This is a genomic window from Agromyces albus (assembly GCF_004134825.1).
Taxonomy (GTDB): Bacteria; Actinomycetota; Actinomycetes; order Actinomycetales; family Microbacteriaceae; genus Agromyces; species Agromyces albus.
On sequence record NZ_SDPN01000014.1, the window covers coordinates 1 to 20,855 of the forward strand.

The 20,855-nt window shown below is 69.9% G+C and carries 21 protein-coding genes and 1 pseudogene; 12 read left to right on the forward strand and 10 right to left on the reverse strand.

Going from position 1 to position 20,855, the window contains the following annotated elements; translation table 11 throughout:
• Positions 1 to 665, reverse strand: a pseudogene (locus tag ESP51_RS09215) (hypothetical protein); the annotation flags it as partial.
• 79 nt (positions 666 to 744) lie between these two features.
• Between ESP51_RS09215 and ESP51_RS09220 the strand changes: the two are divergent.
• Together ESP51_RS09220 and ESP51_RS09225 are read left to right on the forward strand one after the other, a co-directional pair.
• Positions 745 to 1,920, forward strand: a complete 1,176-nt coding sequence (locus ESP51_RS09220; RefSeq protein WP_241843082.1) for a glycoside hydrolase family 3 N-terminal domain-containing protein — start codon at positions 745 to 747, stop codon at positions 1,918 to 1,920.
• A gap of 97 nt (positions 1,921 to 2,017) precedes the next feature.
• Positions 2,018 to 2,581: a YceI family protein gene (locus ESP51_RS09225; protein WP_164990471.1), complete on the forward strand. Its 564-nt coding sequence runs from the start codon at positions 2,018 to 2,020 to the stop codon at positions 2,579 to 2,581.
• A gap of 55 nt (positions 2,582 to 2,636) precedes the next feature.
• Here the strand turns inward: ESP51_RS09225 and ESP51_RS09230 are convergent, their stop codons facing one another.
• Positions 2,637 to 3,746, reverse strand: coding sequence for a winged helix DNA-binding domain-containing protein (locus ESP51_RS09230; RefSeq protein ID WP_164990472.1), 1,110 nt, complete (start codon positions 3,744 to 3,746; stop codon positions 2,637 to 2,639).
• Positions 3,747 to 3,885: 139 nt separating this feature from the next.
• On the opposite strand from ESP51_RS09230, the gene ESP51_RS09235 reads away from it, so the two are divergent.
• Positions 3,886 to 5,484, forward strand: coding sequence for an ABC-F family ATP-binding cassette domain-containing protein (locus tag ESP51_RS09235; RefSeq protein ID WP_129520618.1), 1,599 nt, complete (start codon positions 3,886 to 3,888; stop codon positions 5,482 to 5,484).
• Between the two features lie 9 nt (positions 5,485 to 5,493).
• Here ESP51_RS09235 and ESP51_RS09240 read toward each other — a convergent pair whose 3' ends face one another.
• The 3 genes from ESP51_RS09240 to ESP51_RS09250 are packed head-to-tail and all read right to left on the reverse strand — an operon-like array spanning position 5,494 to position 6,988.
• Positions 5,494 to 6,324 carry an SURF1 family cytochrome oxidase biogenesis protein gene (locus ESP51_RS09240; RefSeq protein WP_129520619.1) on the reverse strand — a complete coding sequence of 277 codons (831 nt, stop codon included), beginning with the start codon at positions 6,322 to 6,324 and terminating at the stop codon, positions 5,494 to 5,496.
• Positions 6,321 to 6,602, reverse strand: a complete 282-nt coding sequence (locus tag ESP51_RS09245) for a hypothetical protein (RefSeq protein WP_422386838.1) — start codon at positions 6,600 to 6,602, stop codon at positions 6,321 to 6,323. Before ESP51_RS09245 ends, ESP51_RS09240 begins: the two co-directional genes overlap by 4 nt.
• A complete protein-coding gene (locus tag ESP51_RS09250; RefSeq protein ID WP_129520620.1) occupies positions 6,599 to 6,988 on the reverse strand; it encodes a DUF3099 domain-containing protein in 390 nt (129 codons plus the stop codon). Before ESP51_RS09250 ends, ESP51_RS09245 begins: the two co-directional genes overlap by 4 nt.
• A gap of 132 nt (positions 6,989 to 7,120) precedes the next feature.
• On the opposite strand from ESP51_RS09250, the gene ESP51_RS09255 reads away from it, so the two are divergent.
• Positions 7,121 to 7,831, forward strand: coding sequence for a beta-ketoacyl-ACP reductase (locus tag ESP51_RS09255; protein ID WP_129520621.1), 711 nt, complete (start codon positions 7,121 to 7,123; stop codon positions 7,829 to 7,831).
• A gap of 58 nt (positions 7,832 to 7,889) precedes the next feature.
• On the opposite strand, the gene serB is transcribed toward ESP51_RS09255, so the two are convergent.
• Both serB and ESP51_RS09265 read right to left on the reverse strand, forming a co-directional pair.
• The gene (serB, locus tag ESP51_RS20850; RefSeq protein ID WP_241843083.1) at positions 7,890 to 8,552 is read right to left on the reverse strand and encodes a phosphoserine phosphatase SerB; all 663 of its coding nucleotides are present in this window, start codon (positions 8,550 to 8,552) and stop codon (positions 7,890 to 7,892) included.
• A complete protein-coding gene (locus ESP51_RS09265) occupies positions 8,549 to 9,796 on the reverse strand; it encodes a glucose-1-phosphate adenylyltransferase (protein ID WP_129520623.1) in 1,248 nt (415 codons plus the stop codon). The genes serB and ESP51_RS09265 overlap by 4 nt, the downstream gene beginning before the upstream one ends.
• A gap of 81 nt (positions 9,797 to 9,877) precedes the next feature.
• On the opposite strand from ESP51_RS09265, the gene glgA reads away from it, so the two are divergent.
• The 3 genes from glgA (at position 9,878) to ESP51_RS09280 (ending at position 12,281) form a co-directional block, all read left to right on the forward strand.
• Positions 9,878 to 11,065: a glycogen synthase gene (gene glgA, locus ESP51_RS09270; RefSeq protein WP_129520624.1), complete on the forward strand. Its 1,188-nt coding sequence runs from the start codon at positions 9,878 to 9,880 to the stop codon at positions 11,063 to 11,065.
• A gap of 59 nt (positions 11,066 to 11,124) precedes the next feature.
• Complete coding sequence (locus ESP51_RS09275) at positions 11,125 to 11,910, forward strand: ABC transporter ATP-binding protein (protein WP_129520625.1); 786 nt, start codon at positions 11,125 to 11,127, stop codon at positions 11,908 to 11,910.
• 122 nt (positions 11,911 to 12,032) lie between these two features.
• Positions 12,033 to 12,281 (forward strand): type B 50S ribosomal protein L31, encoded by a 249-nt coding sequence (locus tag ESP51_RS09280; RefSeq protein ID WP_129520626.1) that lies wholly within the window; start codon positions 12,033 to 12,035, stop codon positions 12,279 to 12,281.
• A 68-nt stretch (positions 12,282 to 12,349) separates the two neighbouring features.
• On the opposite strand, the gene ESP51_RS09285 is transcribed toward ESP51_RS09280, so the two are convergent.
• Positions 12,350 to 13,051 (reverse strand): exonuclease domain-containing protein, encoded by a 702-nt coding sequence (locus ESP51_RS09285; RefSeq protein WP_129520627.1) that lies wholly within the window; start codon positions 13,049 to 13,051, stop codon positions 12,350 to 12,352.
• A 112-nt stretch (positions 13,052 to 13,163) separates the two neighbouring features.
• Here ESP51_RS09285 and ESP51_RS09290 point away from each other — a divergent pair, with 112 nt between their 5' ends.
• Together ESP51_RS09290 and ESP51_RS09295 are read left to right on the forward strand one after the other, a co-directional pair.
• Positions 13,164 to 14,057: an alpha/beta fold hydrolase gene (locus ESP51_RS09290; RefSeq protein WP_129520628.1), complete on the forward strand. Its 894-nt coding sequence runs from the start codon at positions 13,164 to 13,166 to the stop codon at positions 14,055 to 14,057.
• A complete protein-coding gene (locus ESP51_RS09295) occupies positions 14,054 to 15,151 on the forward strand; it encodes a glycosyltransferase family 4 protein (protein WP_129520629.1) in 1,098 nt (365 codons plus the stop codon). Before ESP51_RS09290 ends, ESP51_RS09295 begins: the two co-directional genes overlap by 4 nt.
• Positions 15,152 to 15,182: 31 nt before the next feature.
• Here the strand turns inward: ESP51_RS09295 and ESP51_RS09300 are convergent, their stop codons facing one another.
• Positions 15,183 to 15,965 (reverse strand): Sir2 family NAD-dependent protein deacetylase, encoded by a 783-nt coding sequence (locus ESP51_RS09300; protein ID WP_129520698.1) that lies wholly within the window; start codon positions 15,963 to 15,965, stop codon positions 15,183 to 15,185.
• A gap of 150 nt (positions 15,966 to 16,115) precedes the next feature.
• On the opposite strand from ESP51_RS09300, the gene ESP51_RS09305 reads away from it, so the two are divergent.
• Both ESP51_RS09305 and ESP51_RS09310 read left to right on the forward strand, forming a co-directional pair.
• Positions 16,116 to 16,922 carry a TrmH family RNA methyltransferase gene (locus ESP51_RS09305; protein WP_129520630.1) on the forward strand — a complete coding sequence of 269 codons (807 nt, stop codon included), beginning with the start codon at positions 16,116 to 16,118 and terminating at the stop codon, positions 16,920 to 16,922.
• Positions 16,923 to 16,932: 10 nt separating this feature from the next.
• Positions 16,933 to 18,225, forward strand: a complete 1,293-nt coding sequence (locus tag ESP51_RS09310) for a D-alanyl-D-alanine carboxypeptidase family protein (protein ID WP_129520631.1) — start codon at positions 16,933 to 16,935, stop codon at positions 18,223 to 18,225.
• Here the strand turns inward: ESP51_RS09310 and ESP51_RS09315 are convergent.
• Positions 18,207 to 18,992: an SGNH/GDSL hydrolase family protein gene (locus ESP51_RS09315; RefSeq protein WP_129520632.1), complete on the reverse strand. Its 786-nt coding sequence runs from the start codon at positions 18,990 to 18,992 to the stop codon at positions 18,207 to 18,209. The two genes, ESP51_RS09310 and ESP51_RS09315, sit on opposite strands and share 19 nt — an antisense overlap.
• Positions 18,993 to 19,054: 62 nt before the next feature.
• Between ESP51_RS09315 and ESP51_RS09320 the strand changes: the two genes are divergently transcribed.
• Positions 19,055 to 20,854, forward strand: a complete 1,800-nt coding sequence (locus ESP51_RS09320; RefSeq protein ID WP_129520633.1) for a DEAD/DEAH box helicase — start codon at positions 19,055 to 19,057, stop codon at positions 20,852 to 20,854.
• The last annotated feature ends 1 nt before the right edge of the window (position 20,855 follow it).

Genomic DNA, 20,855 nt, shown 5'->3' on the forward strand with positions numbered 1-20,855 from the left:
TGGGCGTACAGCGTGTCGAGGGCGGCCTGCTGCTCGGCGACGCGTGCGGCGGCGGCCTCGTGCGCGATGCGTGCGGCCTCGGCCGTGGCGGAGGCCTCGCGTGCGAGGCGGGCTCGCTCTCGTTCGGCGACCTCGGCTTGCGCGCTGAGCGCCGCCGCGTCCGCTTCGGCGGCGCGCGCTCCATCGACGACCGAGCCGTAGACATTCGTCAGTTGCGCCGCTCGTGAGAGGCCGATGAGCAGATCGTGGTCGTCGTCGGGTCCGAACAGGAGCCGCAATGTGACATCGGCGCCGCCTGATCTCGCGAGCACGGCGCCGACCCTGGCGAGCTGCCGCGCGGCCGAGACGGCTTCGGCCTCGGCAGCATCGGCGCTCACGCGCATCGTCTCGGCGCGTGCCGAGGCGTCCGCGTGCGCGGACTCGGCCGCTGCGGATGCGGCCGCCGCGGCGACGGCAGCATCGCCGAGTCGGCCGGACTCGGCCTCGAGCTCGTCGACGAACGCCGTGATGCGGCTCGCCTCGGCTTCACGTGACGCGACGTCGCGCTTGGCGGACTCCACTTCCTCCCAGCTCGGATACTCCTCGGCGAAGGCGGCGATGGGCACGGTGAGGGTCGTCGCGAGCACCACCGCGAGTCCTGCCAGCACACGAATCCCGGTTCGCATCCCCACCCCCCTCGGGCCACGCGAGTCTACCCACCTGCGGCGGAGCGTTCGTTCGGACACGCAGCGTAAACTCGGGCCGGTGCGAGTGAAGCGAACGGCGGCGCTGCCGTTCCTGGTGACGGCGGTGCTCATCGGCGTGGCCGCGTGCGCGGGCGGTGCGCCGGCACCGTCACCCGAATCGAGGGCGCCCGCGCCCTCTGCGACGGCGACGCCGACGCCGACCCCAATCGATCCGATCGCCGCTTGGGTCGACGAGCGGATGTCGCAGCTCACGCTCGAGCAGAAGTCCGCCGCATTGCTCATGCTGCATGCACCGGGCACCGACCCTGCGCCCCTCCGCGCGCTCGTCGACGCCGGTGCATCCGGACTCATCCTGATGGGCGACAACATCCCCGCCACGCCGGCCGAACTCGCCGCGCTCACTGCGGCGCTCGAGGTCGACCCCGAAGCCCCGCCGCTCATCGGCATCGACGAGGAGGGCGGTGAGGTGCAGCGGCTCCATTGGGACGACGCGGCGAGCGCCGAAGGCCTGCGAGCAGCCCCTCCCGCAGCGTCGCGCGACGCGTTCTCCTTACGCGCCCGCTACCTCGCCGACGGCGGGATCTCGGCGAACTTCGGCATCGTCGCCGATGTCACGGCGGATCCCGGCTCGTTCATCTTCGGCCGCGTCCTCGGCACCGATCCGGCAGGCTCTGCCGACCGCGTCGCCGCGGCGGTCGAGGGGGAGCGCGGAGTCGTCGCGAGCACGCTCAAGCACTTCCCTGGCCATGGCGCTGCGCCCGGCGATTCGCACCTGAGCGTTCCGAGTGCGCCGCTCACGATCGACGAGTGGCGCGCGGGCCCTTCCCTGCCCTTCCAGTCGGGAATCGACGCCGGCGCCGAGATGGTCATGACGGGCCACCTGGCCTATCCCGCGATCGATGCCGCCCCGGCCTCGCTCTCCCTGGAGTGGCATCGGATCCTTCGAGACGATCTCGGCTTCGACGGCATCGTCGTCACCGACGACATGCTCATGCTGCAGCACAACGGCTTGCCCGAGTTCGCCGATCCGGGCGAGAACGCCGTGCGCGCCGTCGCGGCGGGTGCCGACCTGCTGCTGTACGTGCTGCCGGCGGATCCAGCTGAATTCGGCATCTCGGTGTCGTCCCTCGCCGGTGCGATCGCCGCGGCCGTGCAGAACGGCCGCATCAGCGAGGAGCGCCTCGATGACGCTGTCACGCGCGTGCTCACGATGCGGCGAGCGCTCTCAACCTGAGTCGTATCTGGGTATCGGGAATACCTCCCGGATTCATGTGTTTGCATGTGTGTGGCCGATCGGCCGCGCGACATCGACCTGGAGAGAGACCGCACTTATGACGAGCACCGCTCTGACGACCGAGATCCCCGGCTACAAGGCTGGCACCTGGAAGATCGACACCGCGCACAGCGAGGTCGCCTTCAGCATCCGCCACCTCATGATCAGCAAGGTGAAGGGCAAGTTCGAGCGCTTCGACGCGACCTTCGTGACCGGTGAGAACCCGCTCGACTCGACCGTGACCGCGTCGGCCGAAGTGGCCTCGATCAGCACGAACGATGCGGCCCGCGACGGGCACCTCCGCACGGGAGACTTCTTCGACGCCGAGACGTACCCGACGATCGACTTCGTGTCGACCGGCGTTCGCGTCGACGACGGCGACTTCAAGGTCGACGGCGATCTCACGATCCGTGGCGTCACGAAGCCCGTCACGTTCGACTTCGACTTCGGCGGCTTCGGCGGCGACCCCTGGGGCAACTACAAGGGCGGCGCGACGGCGAAGACCGTCATCAACCGCGAGGACTTCGGGCTCACCTACAACGCGGCCCTCGAAACCGGCGGCGTGCTCCTCGGCGAGACCGTGACGATCACCCTCGAGCTGCAGGCCGCGCTCGAGCAGTAAATCCACGCCATCGAACGGGCGGTCTCGCAGGTCGGGGCCGCCCGTTCGCATGCCCTCACGCTCGTGCGGTGATCTCGCCGAGTTCGAGTCCCCAGAAGCGGGTCCACTCACCGAACGCCCGGCGATAGGCCGATGCCTCGATGGCGGATGTCGCGTCGAAGCCGGAGAGCGTGACGGCCTGCGCGCCGCGACCAGGTGTTCGCTTCCACGTGCCGACGACGCGGCCGCTCGAGACGAGTATCGGCTGGAAGACGCCGTTTGCACCCGGAACGACGCTCGTGGCATGCGCCGGATCGCACACCGCGGTGCGATCGGCGTAGCCGAGGAAGTACTCGTCGAACGCGGCGAGGGCCAGCCTGCTCCGCACGCGCGGTGTGTCGGAGTGGGCGTCGGCCGGCCATCCGGCGTCGGCAGCGACGAAGCGTTCGTCGTCGAACGGGGTGACGGCGTCTCCGGCGGTGAGGAGGCCGACGCGAGCGTCGCCGAGCGTCAGGCCGCTCCACCACGCGAAGTCGCGAACGGTCGCCGGCCCGTGCCCGGTGACGTACGCGACGAACATGGCCGCGAGCGTCTGATCGCGGTCGGTATGCGGGGCCTTGTCGGGTGCCCACTCGTCGAGCAGCACGAGTCGCTGCCCACGAGCCTCGGTGGGGCCCCAGCAGACCACCGCGTCGTTGGCGAGCCACCAGATGAGGTGATAGCCGCGCTGGCCGGCCGTCTCGATGCCGGCGGCATTCCATGCCGCTTGCAATTCATCGCGTGAGCGCGAGGCACCGCCCGCGAGCTCCGTCTCGGCGACGGCGCGGGCGGACCGGTAGACGCCATCGTCGAGCTCGAGCTGCCGATGGCGCGTCGCCGCGCGCTGCAGCTCCCGTGGGCCGGTGATCGAGAGGATCGGGCGCAGCGACGTGGTCGGCAGCAGATGGAGCGTGCCTCGCATCGGCCAGGACCGCACGATCTCGCGGGAGGCGATCGCCGCATCGACATCGGCGGCGACCGAGCCGGGCACTCGCGCCCCGATCACCCATTTCGCGGCGGTGAAGTCCTGCGCCTGTATGGCGCCGAGCCTCGTGACCGCGGCGGTGACCGACGGCAGGCCGCTCCGCAGCCCGTGAGCGTCGAGGCGGGCGGCGCGAACACGGGCGTCGCTGGCGAGCTTCGGCATGCCCCGAGTCTGGCGGATGCCGGTGACATCCGTCGCCCGCCGTACAGCTGCCGTCGATGTTCGGCTGCCCCGGAACGATAGACTGGGAGGCTGTGCCGCTCGGCACGCCATCCCACACCCGTCGCTCCGGAGGATTCCCGTGCTCGCCGTCCATGATCTCGAGATCCGCATCGGCGCACGAGTGCTCATGGAGCACGTCGACTTCCGCATCTCCCCGGGCGACAAGGTCGGCCTCGTCGGCCGAAACGGCGCCGGCAAGACCACACTCACGAAGACCCTCGCCGGCGAAACCCTGCCGACCGGCGGCCGCATCGATCGCGGCGGCGAGATCGGCTACCTCCCGCAGGATCCGCGCTCGGGCGACCCCGAGATGCTCGCCCGCACGCGCATCCTCGACGCCCGTGGTCTCGGATCGCTCGTGCTCGGCATGCACGAGGCCTCGATGCAGATGGGCAGCGACGACGCGGCCGTCGCCGAGCGCGCGATGAAGAAGTACGGCAACCTCACCGACCGCTTCACGGCGCTCGGCGGGTATGCCGCCGAGGCCGAGGCCGCTTCGATCGCCTCGAACCTGAACCTGCCCGATCGCATTCTCGACCAGCCGCTGAAGACGCTCTCGGGCGGCCAGCGCCGGCGCATCGAGCTCGCCCGCATCCTCTTCTCCGACGCCGAGACGATGATCCTCGACGAGCCGACGAACCACCTCGACGCCGACTCGGTCGTGTGGCTCCGCGAGTTCCTCAAGGGCTATCGGGGCGGCGTCATCGTCATCAGCCACGATGTCGAGCTCGTCGGCGAGGTCGTGAACCGCGTGTTCTACCTCGATGCGAACCGCTCGATGATCGACGTCTACAACATGGGCTGGAAGCACTACCAGCGCCAGCGCGCGGCCGACGAGGAGCGACGAAAGAAGGAGCGCGCGAACGCCGAGAAGAAGGCCGGCGTCCTGCAGCTGCAGGCCGCGAAGTTCGGCGCGAAGGCCTCGAAGGCCGCCGCGGCGCACCAGATGGTCGCTCGAGCCGAGAAGCTCCTCGCGGGCCTCGACGAGGTGCGCGCCGTCGACCGCGTCGCGAAGCTGCGCTTCCCGACGCCTGCGCCGTGCGGCCGCACCCCGATCACTGCGAGCGACCTCTCGAAGAGCTACGGCTCGCTCGAGATCTTCACCGCTGTCGACCTCGCGATCGACCGCGGGTCGAAGGTCGTCATCATCGGACTGAACGGTGCCGGAAAGACGACCCTGCTCCGCATCCTCGCAGGGGTCGACCAGCCCGACACGGGCGTCGTCGAGCCCGGCCACGGACTCCGCGTCGGCTACTACGCCCAGGAGCACGAGACCCTCGACGTGCAGCGCAGCGTGCTGCAGAACATGGTGAGCGCGTCACCGAACCTCACCGAGACCGAGGCGCGTAAGGTGCTCGGATCCTTCCTGTTCACAGGTGACGACGTGCACAAGCCCGCCGGTGTGCTCTCGGGCGGCGAGAAGACGCGTCTCGCCCTCGCGATGATCGTCGTCTCAGGTGCGAACGTGCTGCTCCTCGATGAGCCGACGAACAACCTCGACCCCGCGAGCCGCGCCGAGATCCTCGACGCGCTCGCGCACTACGAAGGATCCGTGGTGCTCGTGAGCCACGACCCGGGCGCGGTCGAGGCACTGAACCCCGAGCGCGTGCTCATCATGCCCGACGGCACCGAAGACCACTGGAGCAGTGAGTACCAGGAGCTCATCGAGCTGGCTTGACGGCCAGCATCACCGCCGATCGAGGATCTCGTCCTCGATGTCGGCGTCGCCACGCTCGCGCTTCGGCTTGCGCGGCGGGGCGGGCGGGGCATCCGGTCCGGCTGCGAGCTCGGCGACCGCCCTCCGCTCCTGGTTCGCCGACCACCCGAGTCCGATGAACCCGAGCAGGGCGAAGACGAACCACTGCAGGGCATACGACAGGTGCGGGCCCTCGTCGCGCACCGGGCGCGCCGCGGCGAGCGGCGGTTCATCGCTCTCCGCACGCGACTCGACGAGCACGCCGTACGCGCCCGTGTAGGTCGGCTCGTCGATGCGAGCGGCGAGCTCGTCGAGATCGATCGTCGCGAGCTCGATGCCCGTCGACGTGCGCCCGGCGATGCGATCCTCGCCGGCCTTCAGCCGCGCAGTGATCTCGAGGTGACCATCGGGCGGGGACGGCACGTCGCTCGGGCGCCCGTCGGGTGCTTGCGCGATCCATCCGCGATTCACCCAGAAGACACGCCCGTCATCGAGTCGGAACGGCGTGATCACCTCGAAGCCCGAGTTGCCCTCGAACGGGCGGTTGCGCACGACGACCTCTTCGTCGACGAGGTAGCTTCCCGAGAGCTCGACGACCTGCCAGCGCTGGTCGACGTCGAATTCGGCCGGGTCGGGCAGTGCCTCGGCGAGCGGCACGGGCTCGGCGTCGTAGTTCGCGTCGATCCTCGCCACCTCGGCGAGCGCCTCGGCGCGGCGGTTCAACTGCCAGGTGCCGAGCGCCGAGCACGCGACGGCGAAGACCACGGTGAGGGCGAGGTACCCGGCCCAGCGCGGCGAGCGGAGGAACGACCACGAACTCACGAATCACTCCTCGTGGCGGCATCCGGAATCGAACCGGCCTCGACGACGGTGTCGGATGCCGCGAACGGCTGCACCTCGACCGGGAACGAGCGCGCCTCGAGGAACTCGCGCAAGTACCCGACGTGCTCCTCGCACGCGAGCCACGTCTTCGATCGGTCGCCCGTGTGGATGCGCGGGTTGCGCCATTCGATGCGCCACGCGGCCGCTTCGCGGCATCCCGCGCGGGAGCAGGTTGCCTGTGCGAGCTCGCCGCCCACACCGCCGAGACCGCCGATCACCGGCCGCCTCGCTCGGCGTCGGGTTCCTCGTTCGCGTCGGGTGCAGCGGGCGTGGGCGCTTCGGCCGTCTTCGGTGCATCCGCCGTCGACGGCGCTTCGCCCGTGCCCGGAACCGCGCTCGGGCCCGGGGGAGTCGTCGGCACCAGGTTGCCAGGGCGGAGCACTTCCGGCGCGCGCGTCGGGCCCCCCACGTTCGCGAGCACGACCGCGATGTACGGCAGGAAGATCGCCCCGGCTGCGAACACCACGAGCCACCAACCCTGTGCGAAGAGCATCGCGACGATGCAGAGCACGCGGATCGACATCGCGACGGAGTACTTGATCATGCGCGAGCGCCGCTCGGCCTCTGGCGAGGGCGGGAGCGTGGTGATCGACTGCTGCTTCATGATGCTCGCCGTGGGTCGCTCGGCGTTCCTCCGCCTCAAGCCTACGCCGCTCAGCACGGGCGGATACCCGGGAATGGACGGCCGTATGCTGGGACGGGCCGATCGGCCGCACGCACAGAAACGGAGTCCAGAATGACGACGAGCCGCACCGTCCTCGTGACCGGGGGCAATCGGGGCATCGGGTTCGCGATCGCCGGCGAGTTCCTCGCACAGGGCCATCGTGTCGCCGTCACGGCGCGCTCAGGAGAGGGCCCCGAAGGCTCGCTCACGGTGCGGGCGGATGTCACGGATGCGGCATCGCTCGACCGGGCGTTCTCCGAGGTCGAGGCGGCGCTCGGTCCCGTCGAGGTCGTCGTGGCGAACGCCGGCATCACCCGAGACACGCTCCTGCTGCGCATGAGCGAAGACGAGTTCACGAGCGTCATCGACACCAATCTCTCGGGCGCGTTCCGTGTCATCAAGCGCGCGTCCAAGGGCATGCTGAAGGCCCGCTTCGGCCGGATCGTGCTCATCTCGAGCGTCGTTGGCCTCTACGGATCGGCCGGCCAGGTCAACTACTCGGCGTCGAAGGCCGGTCTCGTCGGCATGGCCCGGTCGCTCACGCGTGAGCTCGGCGCCCGGAACATCACGACGAACGTCGTCGCGCCCGGCTTCATCGAGACCGACATGACCGACGAGCTGCCCGAGGCCCAGCAGGCCGAGTACAAGAAGAGCATCCCGCTCGGCCGATTCGCCTCGCCCGCCGAAGTCGCCAAGGTCGTCACCTGGCTGAGCGGCGACGACGCCGGGTATATCTCGGGCGCGGTGATTCCCGTCGACGGCGGACTCGGCATGGGCCACTAGCGCGCCACGGGTTGGAATCGGATGTCGCAGCCGACGGCCGATCGGCCGCCGGATGCCGCTATCCGCGAAGTCCGAGGAGTGCGAGAACGCCCGAGAGGTCGGGCCGGTCGATCGCGACGTGCGCGCGTTCGCGCACGATCGGCTTCGCACAGAACGCCACGCCGAGGGCGGCGCGTTCGAGCATGAGCAGGTCGTTGGCGCCGTCGCCCACCGCGACGGTGCGTCGCAGCGGGATGCCGCTGGCCGCCGCCCATTCATCGAGCGCGGCGGCCTTGCCGTGGGCGTCGACGATCGGGCCGTCGACTCGCCCGGTGAGGCGACCGCCGTCGACTTCGAGCCGATTGGCCCGGCAGAAGTCGAGCCCGAGGCGCTCGGCGAGCGGGTCGAGCAACTCATGGAAACCGCCCGACACCACGCCGATGCGCCCGCCCGCGGCGTGCACGCCGGCGATGAGCTCACCGAGGCCCGGCGTCGGCGTCATCCGCTCACGTGCCTCGGCGAGCACGGCGACATCGAGTCCCGCGAGCGTCGCAACGCGCTCCCGGAGGCTCGCGGCGAAGTCGAGTTCGCCCCGCATCGCGCGCTCGGTGACCAGCGCCACGTGCGCGAGGCTGCCGGCGGCTTCGGCGAGCAGCTCGATCGCCTCCTCACGGATGAGCGTGGAGTCGGCGTCGAGCACGACGAGCGGGCCGCTCGCGCGGCCCGGGGCGCCATCCGTCACGCGAGGGCCCGGACCCTGGAGCCCTTGCCGACCACCGTGATGCCCGTGTCGGTGACGATGAAGCCCCGCGCGATGTCGTCGGCGCGATCGACGCCGATGCGGGCACCCGCCTCGACCACGACCTCCTTGTCGAGGATCGCCCGCTGCACGGTGGCACCGGCCTCGATGCGCGCCCGGTCGAAGAGGATGGAGTCGGCGACATGCGCGCCGGAGCCGACGATCGCCCACGGGCCGAGCACGCTGCGCTCGACGTGCGCGCCCGAGATGACGGAGCCGAGCGAGACGATCGAATCGATGACCGTGCCGAGCGAGCCTCGCGCGTCGCGAGTGAACTTCGCGGGCGGGGAGTTCAACTGCTGGCTGAAGATGGGCCATTCCCGGTTGTAGAGGTTGAACACCGGCAGCACCGAGATGAGGTCTTGGTGCGCCTCGAAGAAGGAGTCGATCGTTCCGACGTCGCGCCAATAGTAGCGGTCGCGATCGGTCGAACCCGGCACGACGTTGTTCCGGAGGTCGTACACGCCCGCGTTGCCCTGCGCCACGAACGCCGGGATGATGTCGCCGCCCATGTCGTGACTCGAATCGGTGCGCTCCCCGTCGCGCAGCACGGCATCGATGAGCGCGTCGGCGTTGAACACGTAGTTGCCCATCGAGGCGAGCACTTCGTGCGGTGCGTCAGCGAGGCCCACGGGGTCGGTCGGCTTCTCGAGGAACCGGCTGATGTGGCCGGGGCGCGCGGGATCGACCTCGATGACGCCGAACTGGTCGGCGAGCGAGATCGGCTGCCGGATCGCCGCGACGGTCGCGTCGTGGCCGGACTCGATGTGTGCGTCGATCATCTGGCTGAAGTCCATGCGGTACACGTGATCGGCGCCGACGACGGCGATGATGTCGGGCTGCTCGTCGTAGATGAGGTTGAGGCTCTGCAGGATCGCGTCGGCCGAGCCCGAGAACCAGCGCTTGCCGAGACGCTGCTGCGCCGGCACCGACGCGACATACGAGTTCAGCAGCCCGTTCATTCGCCAGGTCTGCGAGACGTGCCGGTCGAGACTGTGGGACTTGTACTGGGTGAGCACGACGATCTGCCGAAGCCCGGAATTCAGCAGATTGGAGAGCGCGAAGTCGATGAGCCGATACTGCCCGCCGAACGGAACGGCTGGTTTCGCTCGGTCTTCGGTCAGGGGCATGAGTCGTTTGCCCTCGCCGCCGGCGAGGACGATGCCGAATACTTTGCGCGTCACCATGCCCCCCAGCGTAGCCAGAGCGAGGCCCCTGCGGGCACCGAAGTCGGAGCATGACGGATGCCGCTGCGCTAGCGTTGCACCATGCGCGTCGACCTGCTCACCCGCGAGTACCCACCCGAGGTCTATGGAGGAGCCGGCGTGCACGTCGCCGAGCTCGTGCGTGCCCTGCGTCGCGATCTCGAGGTCGTGGTGCGCTGCTTCGGTGCACCACGCGACGAGGCCGGCACATTCGGCTATCCCGCACCCGCGGAGTTCGCCGCGGCGAACCAGGCGCTCGGCACGATGGGGGTCGATCTCCTGATGGCGAGCGACGCCGCCGGAGCCGATCTCGTGCACTCGCACACCTGGTACGCGAACTTCGCCGGGTTCACGGCGAAGCGACTGCACGGCGTTCCGCACGTCGTGACCGCGCACAGCCTCGAACCGCTTCGCCCGTGGAAGGCCGAACAGCTCGGCGGTGGTTATCGGGTCTCCTCCTGGGTCGAGCGCACGGCGTTCGAAGACGCCGACGCGGTGATCGCCGTGAGCGAGGGGATGCGCCGCGACATCCTGCGTTCGTACCCGTCGATCGACCCCGCCCGCGTGGAGGTGGTCTACAACGGCATCGACCTCGAGGACTGGCGGCCGCTCGACGATCCCGACACGGTACGCGCGCTCGGTGTCGACCCCGACCGCCCGGCGGTCATCTTCGTGGGCCGGATCACGCGCCAGAAGGGGCTGCCGTACCTGCTTCGCGCCGCGCGCCTGCTGCCTGAAGATGTGCAGCTCGTGCTCTGCGCGGGCGCGCCGGACACCGAAGACATCATGGCCGAGGTCACCGCGCTCGTCGAAGCCCTGCGGGCCGAGCGAAGCGGCGTCGTCTGGATCGATCGGCACCTGCCGCGTGCCGAGCTCACCGCGTTGCTCACGGCCGCGACGGTGTTCGTCTGCCCCTCGGTCTACGAGCCGCTCGGCATCGTGAACCTCGAGGCGATGGCATGCGGCGCACCCGTCGTCGGCACGGCGACGGGCGGCATACCCGAGGTCGTCGATGACGGCGTCACCGGCGTGCTCGTTCCGATCGAGCAGGCCGACGACGGCACCGGAACGCCCCTCGATCCCGATCGCTTCGTGGAAGACCTCGCCGCCGCACTCACTCGCGTCGTCGCTGATCCGGCGCGAGCGCGGGCCATGGGCGAGGCGGGCAGACTGCGCGCCGAGGCGCGATTCGCCTGGGACGCGATCGCCGGCCGCACTCGCGAGGTGTACGCGGCCGTTCTGGCTCGATAGCCCGCCGGGCGAGCACGTGCGCGTCAGGAGCCCACTTCGTGCCCGATAGCATTGGGACCATGGCGAGTACGGTTCTGCAGTTCCGCGATGTGTCGGTGGTCCGCGACGGCAATTCGATTCTCGACGGGGTGACGTGGAGCGTCGACTCCGACGAGCGCTGGGTGATTCTCGGGCCGAACGGCGCAGGCAAGACGACCTTGCTGCAGATCGCCGCCGCCGGGATGCATCCCACCAAGGGCACTGCCGACGTGCTCCAGGAGTCGCTCGGCAAGACCGATGTGTTCGAGCTCCGGCCGATGATCGGCTTCGCGTCGACCGCGATGGCGCGGAAGATCCCGCGCAATGAGACCGTGCTCGACGTCGTGCTCACGGCCGCCTATTCGGTGATGGGCCGATGGAACGAGGAGTACGAGGCCGTCGACCTCCGTCGTGCGCAGCGGGTGCTGAAGGAGTGGGGCCTCGAGGGTTTCGCCGAGCGCCGTTTCGGCAGTCTCTCCGACGGCGAGCAGAAGCGAGTCCAGATCGCCCGCTCGGTCATGACCGACCCCGAGCTGCTGCTCCTCGATGAGCCGGCCGCAAGCCTCGACCTCGGTGCGCGCGAAGAACTCGTCGGTCTCCTCGGCGGTTACGCCTCGTCGCCCTCGTCTCCGGCGATCGTGATGGTGACCCACCACGTCGAGGAGATCCCGAACGGCTTCACGCACGCGATGCTCCTCGCCCACGGTGGGGTCGTCGCGGCCGGTCCGCTCGACGACGCGCTCACCTCCGACACCCTCACCGAGACGTTCGGGATCCCGATCGAGCTCAGCGAGGCCAGCGGGCGATTCGTCGCGCGCGCCGCTTGACGTGCGCTTGCGACGATTCTGCTAGAATCGGTAGCTGGCCCGAGGGTCATCACGCTTTCCTGTCTGCGCGCGCTGCGTCTCGGCAGGTCCGAAGTCACCATCCGATCAACAAGGAAGTCTCCATGAAGACCGACATCCACCCCGACTACGCCGCCGTCGTCTTCCGCGACCTCGCTTCGGGTGCCACGTTCCTCACCCGTTCGACGGTCTCGAGCGACAAGACGATCGAGCTCGATGGCGTCACCTACCCGGTGATCGACGTCGAGATCTCGTCGGAGTCGCACCCGTTCTACACGGGCAAGCAGCGCATCATGGACTCGGCCGGTCGCGTCGAGAAGTTCAACAAGCGCTTCAAGGGCTTCGGCCAGTAAGAGCCGACACGAAAGGCGGGCGACCGAGGTCGCCCGCCTTTCGTCGTGCCTGCGAGCGATTCCGCTGCTCAGCGCACCGGCCACTCGCCCGATGTGGTGAACTCGGGACTGCCGTTCGCCCGCCGCCACGCCTGGTAGTTCTCGGCTTGCTCGCGGCTCCAGTCGACCTGCTGCGCATGCAGCGCCGCCACGGCGGTCGTGGCCAGTTCGGGGAAGGCTCGGGCGATCGCCTGGGCGACCCGGCCGGCGGCCACGGCATCGGCGCCGGCGTCATGGGCGTCGATGAGCGAGACCCCGTAGTGCTCTGCTGTCGCGGAGAGGGTGCGCTTGCCGCGTCGGTATCGGTCGACGGCCTTGTCGATGACGAGCGGGTCGACGACGGCACCGGGCACCGGCAGCGCGGTGAGGCCGTACCGCAGCGCTTCGCGATCGAGCAGGGTCAGGTCGTAAGCGGCGTTGTACGCGACAATCGGCAGGCCGCGGCCCGCGACCTCGGTGAGGGCCGCGATGATCTCGGCGACGGCGACGGGCGGTGTCTGCCCCTCGAGGCGCGCGCGCTCGGTGGTGACGCCGTGGATGATCGATGCCGCCATGGGGATCTCGACGCCGGGGTCGATGATCCAGTCGCGCTGCTCGATCACCTCGCCGTCGCGCCCGAGCACACCGACGTACGCGGTGACGATGCGACTCGTCTCGACGTCGATGCCGGTGGTTTCGAGGTCGAAGACGGCCAGCGTGTCGGCCCAGGGAGCTGCGGTCGTGTCATCCATGTCGACAGGCTAGGGGTGGCCACCGTCAACAGCGGGGGAGCTGCTCGCGTGTCCGCGGCATCCGCTGTTGAGCGGGCTCTGACGCCCAGCTCGCGCCCGTAGAATGGCGAGGATGATCGCTTCCCCGTACGCAGAGCAGCTCGCTCGCATTCCCGTGCGGGAGCACCGCACCGACGTGGCCGGCACCGAGACCGCCTGGTGGGAGTACGGCGACGAGCGCGCTCCCGTGCTCGTGCTCGTGCACGGGTTCCGCGGCGACCACCACGGCCTCGAGCCGGTCGTCGCGCAACTGACCGGATTCCGCATCGTCTCACCCGACCTGCCGGGCTTCGGCGACTCAGCCAACTTCTCCGACCGGCCCCACGACATCGACGGTTATGCGGCCTGGCTGAGGGCGTTCCTCGCCGCGGTCGGCATCGAGGGCCGCTTCGCGCTGCTCGGCCACTCATTCGGCTCCATCGTCGCTGCCGCGGCGGTGGCCGGGGGTCTCGCGCCCGAGCGACTCGTGCTCGTGAACCCGATCGGCGCACCGGCGCTCGAGGGTTCCCGCGGCGTCATGACCCGACTCGCCGTGTTCTACTACCGCATGGCCGCCGCCCTGCCCGAGCGAGCGGGCTTCGCGCTGCTGCGCAATGGAGCGATCGTGCGGGTCATGAGCGTGACGATGGCGAAGACCCGGTCGAAGACCCTGCGGCGCTGGATCCACGACCAGCACGATCGCTACTTCTCGGCGTTCGGCGATCGCGACGCCGTGCTCGAGGCGTTCCAGGCCTCCGTGAGCCACGACGTGCGCGAATACGCGCCGCAGATCGAGGAGCCGACGCTCCTCGTCGCCGCCGAGCGCGACGACGTCACCCCGATCGCCGCCCAGCACCGGCTCGCCACGCTGTTCCCCGACGCCACGCTCGAGGTCATCCCCGAGGTCGGCCACCTGATCCACTACGAGACCCCCGGCGACGCCGCGGCGCGCATCCAGAAGTTCCTGCGCTCCGGAGCACGCGCGTGAGGCTCGTCGTCGACTGCCGGTACATCCGCATCGGGCAGCACGACGGCATCAGCCGGTTCACGGCCGGCATCGTGACCGAGCTCGGCAAGCGGCATCCGCTCACCATGCTGATCAGCGACCACCGGCAACTCGAGATGCTGCCGCCGTTGCCGTGGCAGCTCGTGAGTCCGGTCACGAGCATCCGTGAACCGTTCGTGGCGCTGCAGGTGAAGAAGCTCCGGCCCGATCTCGTCTTCACGCCGATGCAGACGATGGGCTCGTGGGGGCGCGACTACCGCCTGCTGCTCACGGTGCACGACCTCATCTACTACGAGAACCGCACCCCGCCGCGCGACCTGCCGCTCGCCGTGCGCCTGTTGTGGCGGCTCTACCACCTCGCGTGGTGGCCGCAGCGGATGCTGCTCAATCGCGCCGATGCCGTGGTGACCGTCTCGCAGACAACCGCCGATCTCATCCGTGAACGTCACCTCACCGATCGCCCGGTGACCGTCGTGCCGAACGCCGCCGACGGCCTCGGCCGCCCGGAGCTTCCCCGGCGCAGGCCGGCCGCGAATCGACTCCTCTACATGGGTTCGTTCATGCCCTACAAGAACGTCGACACGCTCGTGCGCGCCGTCGCCGCGCTGCCCGACCACGAGCTGCACCTCTTGAGCCGCATCACGCCAGTCGAGCGCGCCCGGCTCACGAGGCTCGCGCCGCAAGCGAGGCTCGTCTTCCATGACGGCGTGACGGATGCCGAGTACGCCGAGCTGCTCGCCGGCGCCACCGCCCTCGTCACGGCCTCGCGGGCAGAGGGCTTCGGCATCCCGCTCGTCGAGGCCATGCGACTCGGCACGCCCGTCGTCGCGAGCGACATCCCGATCTTCCGCGAGATCGGCGGCGCAGCGGCCCTCTTCTTCGATCCCGACAATCCCGAGGGGCTCGTGGCCGCATTGTGGGCGCTCGAGCGCGAGGGGGAATGGGAGCGTCGTTCGGCGGCAGCAGTCGAAGCCGCCGCGGGCTACACCTGGAGCGAGTCAGCCGAGCGGCTGCTCGAACTCATGCGGCGCACGGTAGCGCCCGAATCACGCCGGCGCCGACGCACCCCCGCCTGAACTCCCCGCGCACAGGTGGCGCGGCGCGGTGTCACTCCAGCAGCGCCTCGGCCATGGCGGTGAGCGTCTCGCTCGCGCCGGCATCGATCTTCACGACGGCGCGGCTGTCGCCCTTCGTGATGCCGCGGTTCACGACGATGATGGGGAGCCGTCGCCGGCGTGCCTGCTCGATGAGCCGCATGCCCGAGTTGACGACGAGCGATGAGCCCGCGACGAGCAGGACCTCGGCCGATTGCACGAGCGACGCCGCTGCCTTGAAGATGTCGGCCGGCACGAACTCGCCGAAGAAGACGACGTCGGGCTTCAGCACCCCGCCGCACACGGTGCACGCGGGGATGGCCATGGCCTCGACGTCGTCGACCTGCACGTCGCCATCGGGCGCGAGCCGGATGGTGGTGCCGAGGTCGATCTCGGGGTTCAGCTCGGTGAGCCGGTCGGCGATCGCCTGGCGCGCATAGTGCTGGCCGCAGCTCAGGCACAGCACGCGATCCATGCTGCCGTGCAGTTCGACGACGTGGCGACTGCCGGCGCGGCGGTGCAGTCCGTCGACGTTCTGCGTGACGACGCCTGAGACGACCCCGCCCGCTTCGAGCTTCGCGAGTGCCAGGTGTCCGATGTTCGGCCGGGCGCTGCCGAAGCTGCGCCATCCGAGGTGACTGCCCGCCCAGTACCGCTTGCGCGAGTTCTCAGACGCCAGGAAGGCCTGCACCGTCATCGGCGTGCGCACGGGCGCACCCTCGCCGCGATAGTCGGGAATCCCCGAGTCGGTGCTCACGCCGGCGCCCGTGAGAACGGCCACGCGCGCGCCCCGCATGAGGCCGATCGCCTCGTCGAGCAGGGCGTCGGTCGATACGGGTACTCCGGTGCCGATTGACACACGTCTCCCTTCGACGGTGGTCTGATTCTAGACGTGTCGGTTTACCGGAATGTTTCGTGCACTGGCAGGCTGGAGGCGAGGAGACCCATGCACATCGAACGAGTCCGCGACGCGGCATCCGACGCTGTCGCCGACTTCGCGCGGCTGACCGACGTGACGCTGCGGAGCGCCACCGAGCCCGAGCGAGGGCTCTACATCGCCGAGTCGGCGAAGGTCATCCGCCGGGCGGTCGCCGCGGGGCACCGGCCGCGCTCGGTGCTGATGGAGGAGAAGTGGCTGCCCGGATTGCAGGAGGCCCTCGCTCCGTTCGACATCCCGGTGCACCTCGCCGACCCCGACCAGCTCGAGGCGATCACCGGGTACCGCGTGCACCGCGGGGCCCTCGCCGCGTTCGAGCGGCCCGAACTGCCCGATCCCGCTGAGCTGCTCACCGGCGCCCGCCGGGTCGTGGTGCTCGAGGACATCGTCGATCACACGAACGTCGGCGCGATCTTCCGCTCGGTCGCGGCGCTCGGCGCCGATGCGGTGTTCGTCAGCCCGCGGTGCGCCGATCCGCTGTATCGCCGGAGCGTTCGCGTGAGCATGGGCACGGTCTTCCAGGTGCCGTGGACCCGGCTTCCCGAGTGGCCTGAAGCGGAGCGGATGCTGCGCGCCCACGACTTCGCCATCGCCGCGCTCGCCCTCGCCGACGGTGCCGTCTCGCTCAGGTCACTCGCGGCCGATCCGCCCACCCGGCTCGCCGTCGTGTTCGGCGCCGAGGGCGACGGGCTCAGCCGGAACGCACTCGCCGCGGCCGACACGGTCGTCACGATCCCGATGGCGCACGGTGTCGACTCCCTCAACGTCGCAGCGGCGGCCGCCGTCGTGCTCTACGCGCTCAGCGCCGACGATTAGGCTCGAACGGATGTCACCGCAACTGCCGACCCTCGAACGCGAGCGCCGACCCGATCGCACCACGACGTACCGGCGGCGGCGCATCGTCGTCTTCGGCTCGCTCGCGGTGGTGCTCGCCCTGCTGCTCACCGGCGGCCTGTACGCGGGCAACGCGCTCGGCGCTCCGATCCCCGCTGCGCAACCGGCGGTGTCGGCTCCCGAACCCATCGTGGCAGCAGCGCAGCCCCTCGCACTGCCGGGCTTCGGCGGCTACGCGGTCGGAGCCGTCGGCTTCGAGGGCCTCCTCGCCGCGAGCCCCGACCAGTCGCTCATGCCCATCGCGAGCATCACGAAGATCGTCACGGCACTGCTCATCCTCGAGGCCAAGCCGCTCGCGCCGGGTGAAGAGGGCCCCGGCATCGAGTACACCGAGGCCGACGTCGATCTCTACTGGCAGGTCGTCGCCGAGAACGGCTCGGTCGCACCGGTGAGCGCCGGCACCACGCTGAGCGAGCGGCAGAGCCTCGCGGCGATGCTCCTCGCATCGGGGAACAACTACGCCATCTCGCTCGCGACCTGGGCCTACGGGTCGATGGAGGCGTTCCTCGATGCCGCGCGAGGCTGGCTCGACGAACACGGGCTCGAGAACACCCGGCTCGTCGATTCGAGCGGCATCTCCCTCGACAACGTCAGCACGCCGGCCGAGCTCGTCGAACTCGGCGAGATCGCGCTCGCCGACCCGACGGTCTCCGAGCTCGTCGCGACGCAGAGCATGGACCTGCCCGTGATCGGCACCGTCAAGAACTCGAACAAGATGCTCGGCTCCCACGGCGTCGACGGCATCAAGACCGGCACGACCGACGACGCGGCGAACCTCCTGTTCTCCGCGGACTACCCGGTCGGCTCGCAGGTCGTCACGGTCGTCGGCGTGGTGCTCGGAGGAGAGAACCACACCGTGCTCGACGAGGCCATCGCCGCGCTCCTCGACAGCATCGCACCCGGATTCCACGAGGTCACGGCACTCGAGGCCGGCCAGGAGTTGGCGTCGTACTCCACGGCGTGGGGCGACACCGCCCGCGCACGTGCGGTGGAAGGGGCATCCGTCGTCATCTGGAGCGACACCCCGGTCGACGTCGAGGTCGTGGCCGCTCCCGTCACCCTCGCGGCGAGCGGCGCCGAGGTCGGCACCGCGACGGTCAGAGCCGGCACGCAGGAGATCGTCGTCGCGCTCGAGCTCGATGCGGCGATCGAGGATCCGGGCGCCTGGTGGCGCCTGTCGAATCCCGGCGCCCTCGAGGCCGGGGCTCAGTCGCCGCGCGAGTAGGGCCCAGCGTCTGGCCGCTTCGCCGTGACGAAGTCGCCTGACGACTGATGGCGCACCCGGCGGAGCACCCACGGCACGAGGTACTCCCGGGCCCATGCGAGATCTTCGGAGCGAGCCTGGCGCCACGTGCTGAGAGGCAGGGGCTCGGGCTTCAGCGGCTCGAGCGAGTTCTCGACGTTGAGCGCGGCGAGCACCATGCGCGCGACCGTGTGGTGACCCAGCGAGTTGAGGTGCAGGCGGTCGGGCGCCCACATGCGCTGGTCTTGAATGGTGGTGAGCGCCCACAGGTCGGCGACGATGCAGTCGTACTTCGCGGCGATCGTGCGGAGGTTCTCGTTGTAGATCGCGACCTTGCCGCGGATGCCGCGGAACACGGGGGAGAAGCCGACATCGACGCCCGTGAAGATCACGATCGTCGCACGATCGCGTGAGAGCCGCTCGATCGCGTACTGGAACCTGCCGGCGATCTCGTCGGGATCGGTGCCAGGGCGGATGACGTCGTTGCCGCCGGCCGAGATCGTGATGAGGTCGGGGTGCAATGCGAGTGCAGGTTCGAGCTGTTCGTCGATGATCTCCTGGATGAGCCTGCCTCGCACCGCGAGATTCGCGTAGGCGAAGTCCTCGACGCCCTGGCCGAGCACCTCGGCAACCCGGTCGGCCCAGCCCCGGTGGCCGCCCGGCACGTTGGGATCGGGGTCGCCGATGCCCTCGGTGAACGAATCGCCGATGGCGACATAGCGAGACCAGGGGTGCTGCTGCGTGACCATGGTTCCATTCTGCACTCGTCGTGGTTCGAGGATGTCGGCCGCCTCGGGTAGCCTCGAATCCAGTGAGCACCGCGACCCCCTCCGGCCCCCTGCCGGGCACCTCGGCCGCCGAGCACCTGTCCCCGTCCTTCCCCGAGCGCGCCGCCTGGGGAACGGCGAGCAAGCTGCGCGCGTGGCAGGCCGAAGCCCTCGAGCTCTACCTGGCCGAACAGCCCCGAGACTTCCTCGCTGCCGCCACGCCGGGGGCCGGCAAGACCACGTTCGCCCTGCGCCTCGCGGCCGAGTTGCGTGCCCGCCGGGTGATCGACCGAATCACGGTGGTCGCGCCCACCGACCACTTGAAGCGACAGTGGGCGGATGCCGCGGCGCGCGCCGGCATCCGTCTCGATCCGGGGTTCCGGAACGCGCACGGCCGCAGCGCCCGGCACTTCCACGGGGTCGTCGTGACCTACGCCCAGGTCGCCATGCGGCCGGCCCTGCATCGGGAGCTCACGCTCTCGGGCCGCACCCTCGTGATCCTCGACGAGGTGCATCACGGCGGCGACGCACTGTCGTGGGGCGACGCGATCCGTGAGGCCTTCGAGCCGGCGACGAAGCGGCTGTCGCTCACGGGCACGCCGTTCCGCTCCGACACTGCGCCGATCCCGTTCGTGCAGTACGAGCCCGACGCCGCCGGCGTGCGGGTCTCGAAGAGCGACTACAACTACGGCTACGCGCGGGCGCTGCACGACGGTGTTGTGCGCCCGGTGCTGTTCATGGTCTATGCCGGCCACATGCGCTGGCGCACGAGGGCCGGCGACGAGATGGAGGCGAAGCTCGGCGAAGACAACACGAAAGACATCACCTCGTCGGCGTGGCGCACGGCCCTCGAGCCCACTGGGGAGTGGATTCCGGCCGTGCTCCGCGCAGCCGACCGGCGGCTCACCGAGGTGCGGCACGGTATCCCCGACGCCGGCGGGCTCGTGATCGCGACCGACCAGTCGACGGCGCGCGCCTACGCCAAGATCCTCGAGGAGATCTGCGGCGAGCCGGTCACGGTCGTGCTCTCCGACGAGAAGGAGGCGAGCTCGCGCATCGAGGAGTTCTCGGGCAACACGAGACGGTGGATGGTCGCGGTGCGCATGGTGTCCGAGGGCGTCGACGTGCCACGACTCGCCGTGGGCGTCTACGCGACGAGCGCCTCCACGGCCCTGTTCTTCGCGCAGGCGATCGGCCGCTTCGTGCGAGCGAGGCGGCGCGGGGAGACCGCGTCGGTGTTCCTGCCGAACGTGCCCGGGCTCATGGCGCTCGCGGCGCAGCTCGAGCTCGAGCGCGATCACGCGCTCGACCGTCGAGGCGGCGATGATGACGACGACGGGCTCCTCGACGACGAGCTGCTGAACGCGGCGAACCGCGAGGAACGCGCGTCAGAGGAGGCCGGACTCGGCACGTGGGAGGCGATCGGATCCGACGCCTCCTTCGACCGGGTGCTCTACGACGGAACCGAGTTCGGCACCCTCGCCGAACCCGGCAGCGACGAGGAGTTCGACTTCATCGGCATCCCCGGGCTCCTCGAGCCCGAGCAGGTCGCCGAGCTGCTGCGGCACCGCCAGTCACGGCAGTCGCGGCGCGCGGGCGAGCGACGACGACAGGTCGCCGAAGAGGAGAAGCCCGAACCCGTCGCCCTGTATCGCACGCTCAAGGAGCAGCGTTCGCTCCTCAACAGCCTCGTCGGACTCTGGGCGAGGCACACGGGCGAGGCGCACTCGCAAGTGCACGCCGAGCTGCGGCGCGTCTGCGGGGGGCCGGCCGTCGCGCAAGCGAGCGTCACGCAATTGCAGGCTCGCATCGAGCTCTTGCGACGGCGTCTCGGCAGTCGCTGAG